Source organism: Halobium salinum, assembly GCF_026586625.1.
GTDB classification, from domain to species: domain Archaea; phylum Halobacteriota; class Halobacteria; order Halobacteriales; family Haloferacaceae; genus Halobium; species Halobium salinum.
On sequence record NZ_JAODIW010000006.1, the window covers coordinates 401985 to 414720 of the forward strand.

The 12736-nt window shown below is 65.5% G+C and carries 12 protein-coding genes; 10 read left to right on the forward strand and 2 right to left on the reverse strand.

The annotated features are described in order from the left end of the window. Positions 1-6 precede the first annotated feature (6 nt). Positions 7-888, reverse strand: coding sequence for a protein phosphatase 2C domain-containing protein (locus tag N5095_RS05370; RefSeq protein ID WP_267621707.1), 882 nt, complete (start codon positions 886-888; stop codon positions 7-9). Positions 889-961: 73 nt separating this feature from the next. On the opposite strand from N5095_RS05370, the gene N5095_RS05375 reads away from it, so the two are divergent. The 9 genes from N5095_RS05375 to N5095_RS05415 all read left to right on the forward strand — a co-directional run bounded on the left by N5095_RS05375 (position 962) and on the right by N5095_RS05415 (position 11002). Continuing rightward, complete coding sequence (locus N5095_RS05375) at positions 962-2383, forward strand: hypothetical protein (RefSeq protein WP_267621708.1); 1422 nt, start codon at positions 962-964, stop codon at positions 2381-2383. A gap of 409 nt (positions 2384-2792) precedes the next feature. After that, the gene (locus tag N5095_RS05380; protein WP_267621709.1) at positions 2793-3170 is read left to right on the forward strand and encodes a DUF7344 domain-containing protein; all 378 of its coding nucleotides are present in this window, start codon (positions 2793-2795) and stop codon (positions 3168-3170) included. 103 nt (positions 3171-3273) lie between these two features. Then, positions 3274-6792, forward strand: a complete 3519-nt coding sequence (locus N5095_RS05385; protein WP_267621710.1) for an LAGLIDADG family homing endonuclease — start codon at positions 3274-3276, stop codon at positions 6790-6792. Between the two features lie 3 nt (positions 6793-6795). Then, a complete protein-coding gene (locus N5095_RS05390; protein ID WP_267621711.1) occupies positions 6796-7125 on the forward strand; it encodes a DUF7854 family protein in 330 nt (109 codons plus the stop codon). An 81-nt stretch (positions 7126-7206) separates the two neighbouring features. Further along, positions 7207-7887 carry a DUF7504 family protein gene (locus tag N5095_RS05395; protein ID WP_267621712.1) on the forward strand — a complete coding sequence of 227 codons (681 nt, stop codon included), beginning with the start codon at positions 7207-7209 and terminating at the stop codon, positions 7885-7887. Positions 7888-7975: 88 nt separating this feature from the next. After that, complete coding sequence (locus N5095_RS05400; protein WP_267621713.1) at positions 7976-8314, forward strand: DUF7855 family protein; 339 nt, start codon at positions 7976-7978, stop codon at positions 8312-8314. Next, positions 8311-9351: a DUF7856 family protein gene (locus N5095_RS05405; RefSeq protein ID WP_267621714.1), complete on the forward strand. Its 1041-nt coding sequence runs from the start codon at positions 8311-8313 to the stop codon at positions 9349-9351. Before N5095_RS05400 ends, N5095_RS05405 begins: the two co-directional genes overlap by 4 nt. Before the next feature lie 50 nt (positions 9352-9401). Continuing rightward, a complete protein-coding gene (locus tag N5095_RS05410) occupies positions 9402-10340 on the forward strand; it encodes a DUF7857 domain-containing protein (protein ID WP_267621716.1) in 939 nt (312 codons plus the stop codon). Beyond that, complete coding sequence (locus N5095_RS05415; protein ID WP_267621717.1) at positions 10337-11002, forward strand: MinD/ParA family ATP-binding protein; 666 nt, start codon at positions 10337-10339, stop codon at positions 11000-11002. The genes N5095_RS05410 and N5095_RS05415 overlap by 4 nt, the downstream gene beginning before the upstream one ends. A gap of 63 nt (positions 11003-11065) precedes the next feature. Here N5095_RS05415 and N5095_RS05420 read toward each other — a convergent pair whose 3' ends face one another. After that, complete coding sequence (locus N5095_RS05420; protein ID WP_267621718.1) at positions 11066-12025, reverse strand: transcription initiation factor IIB; 960 nt, start codon at positions 12023-12025, stop codon at positions 11066-11068. 173 nt (positions 12026-12198) lie between these two features. Between N5095_RS05420 and N5095_RS05425 the strand changes: the two genes are divergently transcribed. Beyond that, the gene (locus tag N5095_RS05425) at positions 12199-12714 is read left to right on the forward strand and encodes a DUF7858 family protein (protein WP_267621719.1); all 516 of its coding nucleotides are present in this window, start codon (positions 12199-12201) and stop codon (positions 12712-12714) included. Positions 12715-12736: the final 22 nt, after the last annotated feature.

The following is a 12736-nucleotide window of genomic DNA, read 5'->3' on the forward strand; positions in this document are numbered from 1 at the left end:
CCTAAGTTACTCCACACCCGGCATCAGTGGTGCCCGGAACGCGGTTGAGTCATCTGCTGGTTTCGTTCGGGGATACATGAGGCATTTTGGATCATCCTTCTCGGCTTGTCGTATTTTCTCTACTCCCTCCTCAAGCCCTGATTGTTCTAAAAATCCGAGAGCAGCCTCCCAAGACATGAACTGGTCATAGGTGTCGACAAGCGCGCTGAACCCGTCCGTCATTCCATAAATGACGTCTCTCTCTTCAAGAGTATACCGACGAGTTAATCCTTGAGCGCTCGCTGCCGGCTCCATCCCAAGGGCCCAGTATCCACCTGGTTTGTTCTTTTTCCGCCGGTTTGCTCGAAGAAGAGGGAGACACTCCATTCTCGCTTCGGAGACAGAGAGCCCCTCCTCCTGGACGAGGGTTTGCATCTGGTGTGCGACGTCCGCATCAAGCGGATCAATCCGGGAGTCATAAACGCGACCGAACAGCTCGTTATTGCGGCCGATAAGAATTGAGCAATCACCTAACACGAACACATCCAGTACGCCATTCTCGATCCGACAGATGGCACATGTTGCGGACGGTAGATGGGCATCGTCAAGCTCACGAGCCTGTTTGAAGCGAGCGAATCGCTGAGCGGTGTCACGGATACCGTCATTGACGATACCCTCAAGCGAGGAATCCGTGTCCCTAATGTGATTCTTGAGGTATTCATTGAACTGTGTAACGTACCATTGTCCATCACTCTCACAGGGAGTACAGTTAATATCACCAAGTCCTGTAGCTCCATCCAATACCCACGCGCTCTCTGACTGTATCGTCACGATATCCTCGTTGGCGCCCCATCCATCATCGCTTACTGCTGTGGAGTGTTCGCAATCAATCTCTACGCTGTGCATCATCGATTCGTAGTACCTACGCTTGTGATCACAATCATAGATGCCTTTTTATGCCGGCTTGGCTGTCTTATCATCTATGGCACAATTCTGGGTATTAATGGTTCCGATTATATCTGTTATTCAGGCAGTCCTTCGCCGATTTGCAAATAGCACGAAACAGGTATTCGCAATACGCGAAGAACCGACCTTTCGTGTGTGGATGCTGCTCGCGGTGTTACTAACCGCTGTATACGGCCTCATCTGGTGGTTCGTGCCCAGTATCCTCACTCCACTTTCGATTAATCTCCTTGCAGGAGTTATCGGTGGTGTTGTAGGTGTTTATTTTTCGCTCGACGTGATTCGGCCTTATGTTCGAACGGTCGAACGTAGACGAATCGAGTCCACCCCGCGCATTCTCGAGTCATACGAAAATATCTACGACAACAATCGATCTGTTCATCCCGACTTCATCCGTTTGGACGAGATCGCCGCGTGGAAAGGTAGATCAACCCATCCGCTCACAGAAACGATTATTGCCACGCTTCCAGACCCGATTGGGCGCGTTTTCAGACCGGGGATACGACCCGAAGTCCCACTCGCGGTTGAATACGTACCTGAAAAACTGCGTTCAGTAAGTGGATATTCTTGTACACAGGTCGTTGACTCGGACCAGCCTGAAGCAGATAACGGTGGTCTCTATGAGGTCCCAACCCGATTGCAATCGCTGCTTGAACCGTATGAGGAGGATATCCGTGAGATGTTCCTCCAAGAGGGACGCAAAAATGAAGAAAAAATGCGTCTCGATGGGTTTGACGACAAGGGGTTCGTATATTCCAAGACGACGTACTATCGGAGCTTCTTGACGAATTTTTGTCCTGACTATCCTCCCCAAAGTCCCGCACCTATCCGAAAGCTAACGGCTCCACTCCTTTTCGATACGGATGGAGAAACGATCCCTCTGTCAGAATCCCCATTCTCAAACCACTTCGGCGGCGGAGGCCTCGTTGTCACTACTGACGGCAAGATCTTACTTTCAGTCCGTGGTAAGACGGTCGCAGTTGAAGGTAATAGTAAGCATTTGTCATTCAGTGGATCATTTGATTACGAGACCGTTCGTACCGAGGGACTCCGGACTGAAATCGAAGATATCGTTGAAGATGAAACCGGTATCGGAGCTGATAATATCATTGAAATCTGTGTGCTTGGTGTCACACGCAGGATCGAACGGCTGGGGAAACCCGATCTGGTTACAATTGTTCTTGTCGATGAAGACGTTGATTGGGGGCCAGCTACCGATCAATTCATCAGTATAGATGCAGTTCCAATCATATCTGAGGGTGCCCATTTCGAATCCATCGATGACGTGTTTACAGGGGATAGACCACTCAATATGTCTCAGAAATTGATTGAGCATCTCAACGAACGTGCGTATCCTCCATCCTTAGGACTCGTCTCAGCAATCTATCTTATTAATGCAGTAGCGAAGAAATTGAGCAGTGACACTACTAATCCGGAATAGACTGATCAATACGTGGGATCTTACCTCGAAGGGGTACCCGGGTCGATCGACAGTCGGGTACTGACACACCCACACTCTGTGTCTAAGAATACCGACATCCCGCTCCAACGGGTGGTTCGGTGTCAATATCGGCTCGGTTCTCGCCGTCGTTGCCGCCCCTCGTTGAGTCCCCCTGCCGAGCCAACCCGTAGAGCTCAGGGCGGTCCGTGAGCGCGTTTCGGATGGTCGCTCGGGTACTGTCGAGCCGTGTCGCTGCCTTGCGCTTCGGTCGACGCCGACTCGACCGGGCATTCTGTCTCTCTGCTCAGAACGAAAACTCCGTAATTCAGACCATTATCGGCGTGAAACAGTCTGCAACAGTTCCCAACGGCCTCCCCAGGCTATGTACCTTCCATTCATGAGAACTGATATGAGCACCACCGAAGCCCCCGTGACCGCCCCGACCGACGAGCGCCCGCGGCACGTCGTCGCGGTGCTGGCCGACGCCGACGGGTCGACGGTCGCGTTCGACGCGCTCGTCAACGAGGTCCTGCGCCGCGAGTACCGTGGCGACCGCGACCCGGCGGACCACCGTCGCGCGGTGGCGAACGCCCTGCACTTCGAAATCCTCCCGCGGTTCGACTCGCGCGGTGTCCTGACCCACGACTCGGGGCGTGACGTGGTCCGATTCGACCGCGACCGCGTGGCGGCTATCGAGGCGGGTGCCGAGTCCGGTCTCGACGCCGGCCCCTCGGCGGCGTTCCGCCCGCCGAGTCCGCGAGAAGTCACCGCCAGCCAGCGGTTCTGACCCGTCTGGCCCGCCTGTTTCGTTCTCTGCCCTCTCTCCCCCTCGCGTTCACTTTCGGTCCGAGGCGACAGTTCTTACACGAGGAGGCACTAAGCTCATCGCAATGGCTCAGGCCGGGAATCAGGAGCTCACCGACCGGTTCATCCAGTTCTATCGGAACTACTACCGGGACCGAATCGGGACGCTCGCCCAAAACTACCCCAACGAACAACGTTCGCTCTACGTCGACTACAACGACCTCTACACGTTCGACCCCGACCTCGCGGAGGACTACCGCTCGCAGCCCGAACAGCTCCAGGAGTACGCCGAGGAGGCCCTCCGGCTCTACGACCTCCCGGCCGACGTGAGCCTCGGTCAGGCCCACGTCCGCCTGCGCAACCTCCCGGAGCACATCGACATCCGCGGTATCCGGGTCCACGACAACCACGTCGGCACGCTCGTCAGCGTGCAGGGCATCGTCCGCAAGGCGACCGACGTGCGCCCCAAGGTGACCGAGGCCGCCTTCGAGTGCCAGCGCTGCGGCACGATGACGTACATCCCCCAGTCCGACGGCGCGTTCCAGGAGCCCCACGAGTGCCAGGGCTGTGAGCGCCAGGGTCCCTTCCGGGTGAACTTCGACCAGTCCGAGTTCATCGACTCCCAGAAGCTCCGGGTACAGGAGTCCCCCGAGGGGCTCCGCGGCGGCGAGACGCCACAGTCCATCGACATCAACGTTGAGGACGACATCACCGGGAAGGTCACGGCGGGGGACCACGTCACCGTCGTCGGCGTCCTTCACATCGAGCAGGTGACGAACGGCCAGGAGAAGTCCGCCATCTTCGACCTCTACATGGACGGGGTGTCCATCGCCATCGAGGACGAGGAGTTCGAGGACATGGACATCACCGACGAGGACAAAAAGGAGATCATCGAGCTCTCGAACCACGAGAGCATCTACGAGGAGATGGTCGGTTCCATCGCACCCGCCATCTACGGCTACGAGGAGGAGAAGCTCGCGATGCTCCTCCAGCTGTTCTCGGGCGTGACGAAACACCTCCCGGACGGCTCGCGGATTCGGGGCGACCTCCACATGCTGCTGATAGGGGATCCTGGTACCGGGAAATGCGTCAGAGGCGACACGCGTATCACGCTCGCAGACGGGAGCGAACCCCGGATTCGAGACCTTGTCGAGTCGAACTTGAACGACCCGAAACCCATCGACGACGGCGTCTGGGACGACGTCGACTTCGACGTGCCATCGCTTCAGACTGACGGCTCACTCGCCCCTCAGCGTGCGACCAAAGTCTGGAAGCGCGAGGCCCCCGAGACGATGTACCGCATTCGAACGTCGACCGGTCACGAACTGGAGGTTACGCCGTCGCACCCACTGTTCGTCCAGTCCGGTGGTCGGTTCTCCCCGGTCATCGCCGACGACCTGAGAGAGGGTGATTTCGTCGCGACGCCCCGACGTCTCCCCGTCGCTGGCGACGACCGCCTCGAGGTGAACTACCGGCGGTCGAAGTCGGCGAACGCAGTCCGACTCGACCTTCCGGACGAGTGGACACCGTGGCTCGCCCGCCTCGTCGGGTACATTGTCGCCGAAGGGTACGTCGAGCAGCGCTCCGACAACACCGGCTTCGTCTCGGTGACGAACAACGACCGAGAGATTCTGGACGAAGTCGCTCGCGGTTTCGAGCGACTCGGGCTGAACTACTTCGAGCGCGCTCCCCACGACGGAAAGGACGCTCGTGAAATCGTCTGTGGTTCGGGTGAGTTCGTCAGTTTCTTGACGACCCTCGAACCAGCCATGTTGGAGACTTCGGCCGAACAGCGAGTGCCCGAAGCGATTATGCGCTCCACCGAGGAAACAACGGTCTCCTTCCTCCGAGCGTACATCGAAGGGGAAGCTCACGTCTCCGAAACCCAGCGTGAGATTTCGGTCGCGTCGATGAGTCGCGACCTGCTGGAGGACGTTCGGCGCCTGCTCCTCGCGCTCGGTATCACGACACAACTCCACCCACGACAGAACGACAGCTACCGTCTCCGTATTGGCGGCGAGCAGTTCGCAACGTACGTCGACCGTGTCGGCTTCGTCACGGAGCGCAAGCGGCGCACGGCAGCACAGTACGAGGGTGTGCGGTCGAACACGAACCTCGATGTCGTCCCGAACATCGGGAACGACCTCCGTCGAATCCGAAACGAAGTCGGACTCACGCAGGCGGAGTGCGGACTCCCGCGGTCGACGTATCAACACTACGAGCGCGGTGACAGGAACCCAAGTCGAGAGAGCCTTGAGGCGGTCGTAACTGCATTCGAAGCGGCACTCGACGACGATTCGGCAGCCATCGCCGACGGGGGCGTCGAGTCGGCGGTTGCACGAGACGTGTCGTCGCTTCGTTCGTTGGCCGACGGCCCGGTCGGGTGGGAGCGAATCGAGTCCATCGAGACCGTCGAGCCGGAGTACGACTGGGTGTACGACCTCGAGGTCGAGGGGACGCACAACTACGTTTCGAGCGGCGTCATCTCCCACAACTCCCAGATGATCTCATACATACAGAATGTCGCCCCGAGGTCGGTGTACACCTCCGGGAAAGGGTCCTCCTCCGCGGGTCTCACCGCTGCCGCCGTCCGCGACGACTTCGGCGACGGCCAGCAGTGGTCGCTCGAAGCCGGCGCGCTCGTCCTCGCCGACAAGGGTATCGCCGCGGTCGACGAGTTGGACAAGATGCGTCCCGAGGACCGCTCCGCGATGCACGAGGCGCTCGAACAGCAGAAGATTTCGGTCTCCAAGGCCGGCATCAACGCCACACTCAAGTCCCGCTGTTCGCTGCTCGGGGCGGCGAACCCGAAGTATGGACGGTTCGACCAGTACGAACCCATCGGCGAGCAGATAGACCTCGAACCGGCGCTCATCTCCCGGTTCGACCTCATCTTCACGGTGACGGACAAGCCGGACCCGGACCACGACAGCATGCTCGCCGAGCACATCCTGAAGACGAACTACGCCGGGGAGCTGAACACCCAGCGCACCCAGCTCCCGACCTCGAACTTCAGCGCCGAGGAGGTCGACGAGGTGACCGAGGAGGTCGCCCCCGTCATCGACAAGGACCTCCTGCGGAAGTACATCGCCTACTCGAAGCGCAACTGCTTCCCGACGATGACCGACGAGGCGAAGGAGCAGATTCGGGACTTCTACGTCGACCTGCGCTCGAAAGGGCTCGACGAGGACGCGCCCGTTCCCGTGACGGCTCGTCAGCTGGAGGCACTCGTGCGCCTCTCGGAGGCGAGCGCTCGGGTTCGGCTCTCGGACACCGTCGAACGCCAGGACGCGGAACGCGCCACCGAGATTACCCGGTCCTGTCTCGAAGCCATCGGCGTCGACCCCGAGACCGGCGAGTTCGACGCCGACGTGGTCGAGACGGGCACCTCGAAGTCCCAGCGCGACCGCATCAAGGGTATCAAGGAGATCATCAAGGAGGTCGACAGGGAGTACGAGGAGGAGCCCGGCGCCCCCATCGACGCCATCGTCGACCTCGCCGCCGAGTCGGGCATCGACGAGGACAGCGTGAGCAAGGAACTCGACAACCTCCGGCGCAAGGGCGACGTGTACAGCCCCGCGACCGACCAGTACAAAGTGGTGTAGGCGATGGACCGTATCTCCGCCCTCCGCAACGTCGAGGACGCGCTCCGAGAGTTCGAGTCAGGGGAGGTCGACCTCGCGACCGCCGAACGGCGGGTGCTCGCCGTCCTCCGCACCTACGCCACGGAGTTCGAGGGCGAGGACGGCGACCTCGCGGCCTACCGCGCCGCCGGCGACGACCGCGTCGCCGGCGTCGTCGTCGTCGCCGAGTCGGCGCCGGCGGCACACGACCGTGTTCTCGAGTTACTCGCCGAGAGCGAGAGACAGGGGGACGCGGTCGACGAGACCCCCACCCGGCCCGACGGCGTGGCGTTCGAGGTCGAACGACTCGGGTGACCGTCTGCACGGAGTGGGGACGGTGCAAACGCTTTAGTCGTGGCTCCGCGTACATCCGATAGTACGTATCAGGTGATTGGTGTGTCAGACGTCCACGACCTACCGCTCTCGGAGAATATACCGGCGGACGCCGCGAGTGTCCTCCTCCTCGCTCCGTCCTTCCTCGACGCCGAGGAGTCGACCTGCTGTGGCCTCCTCGGTCTCGGCACCGGGTCGGCGGAGAACGTCCTGTGGGTCAGCTACACCAACTCCCCGGACACCCAGTTCCGGCGCTGGCGGGAGGCGGGCGGTCGCGACGGCGAGGTCGGCGTCATCAGCGTCGGCGAATCGTCGCGGTCGGCGGGGACGGCGGCCGGGGTCGGCGGTGGGCGCGGTGCCGACGCCGGAACGGGCTCGATACCGAACGGGGGAGGGGCGTCGACCACCGGACACGCGTCACCGGTCCGAGCGGTCTCCACCCCGACCGACCTCACCGGGTTGGGCATCGCCATCAACGAGTACCTCCACCGCTGGCGAAGCACCGAGGGACGCACGGTCGTCTGTTTCGACTCCGTGACGGCGCTGGTTCAGTACGTCGACCTCGAGACGACCTTCGAGTTCCTCCACGTCGTCACCGGGCGCGTGTACGCCGCCGGCGGGCTCGCACACTTCCACATGAACCCGCTCGCACACGACGAGCGGACCGTCGAGAGCGTCGCGTCGCTCGTCGACGCGGTCGTCGAACTCGACGAGGACGGCGTCGTGTCCGTCCGGAGCCGCTGACCGACGCGGGCGTCGGCGCCGCCGGCGGCCGAGCGGGGACGCCGCTTCGGCGACAGATTTATTTTCGAAACGGTTTCACGCGGAACCCGTGCTGCTGGTCGTCACCTACTCCCGCGCCGCCCGAACGACGCTCCGGAACGTCTGTCGCACCCACGAGGGAAGCGTCGTCCGCCGGTTCGGTCGTGCCGCCCTCGTAGAGTCGACGGAGTTCGGCGCCCTCCTCGCGCTCCGGCTCCGGGAGAAACACGGAGCCGACGTGCAACTCGAACGCACCGAGCCGCTCAACGAGTTCGAACGCGTCCCCGCTTCGGTGCGGGAAGCCGCGACGGCGTACGAGTCCCGGGACTCCCCGAGCACTCCCTACGCGAAGTTCGCCGCCGGCTCCGACCACCCCGCCCCGGAGACCCTACGCGACCGGGAGCTGTGACTGCGCCGGATACCGACGGTCCGCCGCCGGTGGCCGCCGAGAGTAACGACGCCGGACTCAACCACGACGCCGAAGTCAACGACGTCGCCGCCGACGAAGACATCCTCGTCCGAATCGGGCGTCGCCGCGCGGTCGACTTCCGCGACCAGCCGGTGGACCCGAAGACCGTCGTCGCCGCGGTCCGGGGAGCGGAGTCGTCCGGTATCAGCGTCGACTGTCCCGACCCCGGGCCGGGCCACTCGACGCTCGCGTCCCCGCCCGGAGTCGGGGACGGCGTCGTCTCTCTCCGGGCATCGCTCGCGGCCGCGGCGCGCTCCCGGGGGCTGGTCGCTCCCGAGCGTGAGGAACTGGCCGCGGTCCGACGCTCGCTCCGCGGTCTCGCCGCCGACCTCGACGCCGAGGACGCCCCGTCCGCGGACCTGCCCGCCGCCCGTCGTCGCGTCGCCGACGCCGGGAGCCGCGAGACGGCGCTCCGCGAGCGGGTGGCGGCGCTCCGCGGGCGACTGAACGCGCTCAGGGAACGCGACGCCGACGAGGCCGTCCTCGCTTCGGTCGAGGCGGACCGCCGCGAGGCCGCCGCGCGGCTCTCCGAAGTCGAGACCGAGCGCGTCGCCGCCGAACAGGCCCTCGACCGGGCACGGGAGGTGGTCCGGGAACGCCGGGCGACTCGCGACCGCCGTCTCGAACTGGAAGACCGGGTGGCGAACCTCGAACGTGCCGCCCGGGCGTCGCTCGCGGAGCGCGTGCGTGAGCCCTTCGAGCGGGCGCTCGAACGAGTTCCACGAGGAGCCGGACACGACGGAGGCGACGGGGGAACCGGGCACGACGGGGGCGACGAGGGAGCCGGACACGACGCTTGCGACGATAGCAGTAGCGACGACGGCTCCGGAACGGTCGGCGACGCACGAACCCGCTGGTACGCGGCGGTTCGCGTCGCCGACCTCCGGGCACCGGTCGTCGTGGCCGGCCCCGACCGGCGCTTCGGGAGCGCCGCCGAGGCGGCGACCCGGCTCGACACTCCCGTCGTCTGGCTGTAGCTCGCGGTAGCGTACTGTCCTTTTTCACCGAGGACGGGACCACCACCCGCATGACCGACGTCCCCGTGACCGTCGACTGGGAGACCGACGCCCGCGACGGTGTCACGCTCGTCACACTCGTGTTAGACAACGACACGCCCGTCCCGCAGCGCGTCCAGGTCTCGAACCGACTCGACGGGCCGGTGTCGCCGCCGCGGTCCGCGGGCGTCCCCGAACCGGGATGGTCCCGCGAAGGGTACGAGGGGGTCGTCCCGGCCGACGGTCGTCTCGCGCTCGGGTACGCCTGCCCCGCACCAATCGAGGGGTCGACGCCGGTCGAACTCGGCGCCGTCGGGCCGGTAGACCGCGGTTCGGGGGCGAGCCCTCCTGCGGGCGACGCACGCGCCGGGACCGCGTCGAGCGCCGACCGCCACGGTCTCGACGACCTCGACGCCGCGGCGACGGCCGCCCTCCGCCGGGTCGGGTCCGGACGGCCGCCGCGCGACGCCATCCCGACCGAGAGAGGGAGTGACGGGAGCGGGAGCGAAAACGAGAACGGAGCCGAGGGCGAGAACCCGGGCGGTACGGACGGGAGAGGAGACTCCGGTCCGGGGGCCGACGAGCCTAGCCCGGACTCCCCTCCGGTGCTTCCGGCGGCCACGCCGTCACCGCTGACCGACTCTCGCACTCGGGACGACGCCGACACAGAACCCGCCGCAGGCGGAGATGGCGCCGCCGACACTGACGACGCTACACCCGTCGCCGTCGACGCGTGGCTCCGGGCGGTCGAGGCGCGCGTCGACCTCGCCGAGCGGCTGACCGACCCGAGCGTCCCGGCGGCCACGGCGGCGCTCGAAGAGGCAGGTGGGTTGGACGCGGCGGCCTCGGCTGTCGGGGCCGCCGAGGCTGACGCGGCGACGCTCCGGGCGGTCGCGACGCGCGCCGAGGCGCTGGCGGCGAGAGCCGACGCCACCGACGTACCCATCGACGCGCTCCGGAGGCTGGCGTGATACTCGCGGTCGCCGGCGGCAAGGGCGGCGTGGGGAAGTCGACCGTCGCGTACAACCTCGCGGCGGCGCTCGACGCGGTCGTCGTCGACGCCGACCTCGGGATGGCGGACCTGCCCGCCGGCGACGGGCGCGGCCCGGACCTTCACGACGTGCTCGCCGGGCGAGCCGACCCGCTGGAGGCCGTCCGTGAGGGTGGCCCGGTCCGACTGCTCCCCTGTGGTCGGTCGCTCGCCGGCGCCCGCGCGGCGGACGTGACGGGGCTCGCGCGGGTCGTCCGGGCCGTCGACCGCCGGTACGGCGACGTCGTGCTCGACTGTCCGGCGGGGATGCGCGCCGACGCCGGCGTCCCGCTGGCCGTCGCCGACGCCTGCGTCCTCGTCGCGGCGCCCAGGACGTTCGCGCTCGCGGACGCGCTCCACACCCGGGCGCTGGCCTGCGAACTCGACGCCGGACTCGTCGCCGTCGCGCTCAATCGGACGGTCGAGTCGCCGCCGACCGAGGCGGTCGCCGAGGCGCTCGGCGCGCCGGTCGAGGTGGTCCCCGCGGACCCTCGGGTCGGGCGGTCCGTCACGGAGGGAGCGCCGGTCCTCGACGTCGCTCCGGAGAGCCGGGCCGGCGACGCGCTGGCGTCGCTCGCCGCGCGGGTCGAATGCTGTCGCTGACCGGCGGTGTCGTCGGCGTCCGAAGACGGGAAGGAAGGGACGAGAACGCGGCGGCTCCGCCGTTCAGTCGTGGAGCTTCTGGTACGTCGTCCGGAGCGTGACGGGCGTGACGCCGGCGACGTCGGCGGCCTCGCGCTGCGTACAGTCGGCTCCCGTCGCCCGGGCCGCGGTGTACAGACAGCCGGCGGCGACGCCGCTCGGGTTCCGGCCAGCGACGATGCCTCGGTCCTCCGCCTCGGCGACGAGTTCGCGGGCGCGTCGTTCGACCCCGCTGTCGAGGTCCAGTTCGGTGGCGAATCGGGGAACGTACTCGACGGGGTCGATGGGACCGACGGGGAGTCCGAGCTCGCGATTGAGCGCGTCGTAGGCGGCGGACTGTTCGGCCTCGGTGGCGCGGGCGGCGTCGACGACCTCGTCGACCGTCCGGGAGACGGAGGCGACCCGGCAAGCGGCGTAGACGCTGGCCGCGGCGAACCCTTCCAGCGAGCGCCCGCGGACGAGGTCCTCGTTCTGGGCGGACTCGAACAGCGAGCAGGCGTGGTCGCGGATGCGCTCGGGCAGGGAGAGCGCGCCGACGAGCCGACGAATCTCGGTGAAGGCGTACACCTGGTTGCGCTCGCGCTTCGAGGAGATGCGGGCGCGGTTGTGCTGGCGGCGCAGTCGCGCGAACTGTCGTCGTTTTCGACCCTTCAGGCGCGTCGAGCGGCCGATTTCGGTGGAGAGGCCGCGGTCGTGTCGGGAACGGGTCAGCGGCGCGCCGGTGCGCTTGGGGTTCCGGTCGTCGTCGGCGAAGGAGCGCCACTCGGGGCCGTGGTCGATGCGGTCCTCGGCCACGACGAGCCCGCACTCGACACAGACCGTCTCGTCGCCGTCGGCGGCGAAAGACCCACCACACTCGGGACAGTCGGGGCGGTTGGCGTCGGGACGGGCGGCGTTGTCGGCGTCGTCGGAACCGCTCGAGTTGTCGGAGTTGTGGCGGTCGGTGCTGTCGGGTCGGCCGGCGGCGGGTCGTGCCTGACTCATCACATCTGATACTTCGGCCCGATCGCATATTTAAAACGAGGTCACGACGCCGCAACGAAGCCGATTTTGGCGCCGTGAACGTACCGGTGACCGGTACGCTCCACCCCGAGGATAGTATCGATTTCGATAACTGACGCCTACATTTTTGTACTGTGACGAGTCAGCTTTCCTCGATGGGACTGTCCGACATCGCCGCCGGAATCGAGGTGACGGCCGAACAGGTCGACCGCGGCGTCCCGACCGTCGACGACACGGGGGAGGCGCTCGTCGAGCGGGTTCGCCCGCACGCCGAGGCACTCCCCTGTACGCCCGAGGCCGCGGCGACCGTCGTCGAGACCTACACGGCAGGGACGAGCGTGGGCGAGACCGCACGCGAGGCGGGGGTCGTCCCGATGACCGCCTCGAAGGTGTTGCACCGCTGTGGCGTCTCGGGCGTGTCGCCGCTCGGCCCCACCGGCAGGAGAATCGTCCGTGACTGGCTCGACGGCGAGCTTCCCCGGAGCGAGGCGGTCGCGCTCGCCGGCGCCGACGCCGCCGAGTTCGCGCTGGCCACCTACGTCGAGAGCCACGAGTCGGTCCCCGAACTGGAGGAGGCGGTCGAGGGGGCGCTCGCGCCCGAACACAACGCGTCGGTGACGAAGCGCGACGCGCTCGGGGAGACGATGAGCTCGCCCGGCAGTCTTCGGTAACGGTCTTCGTCTCTCGGCGGCG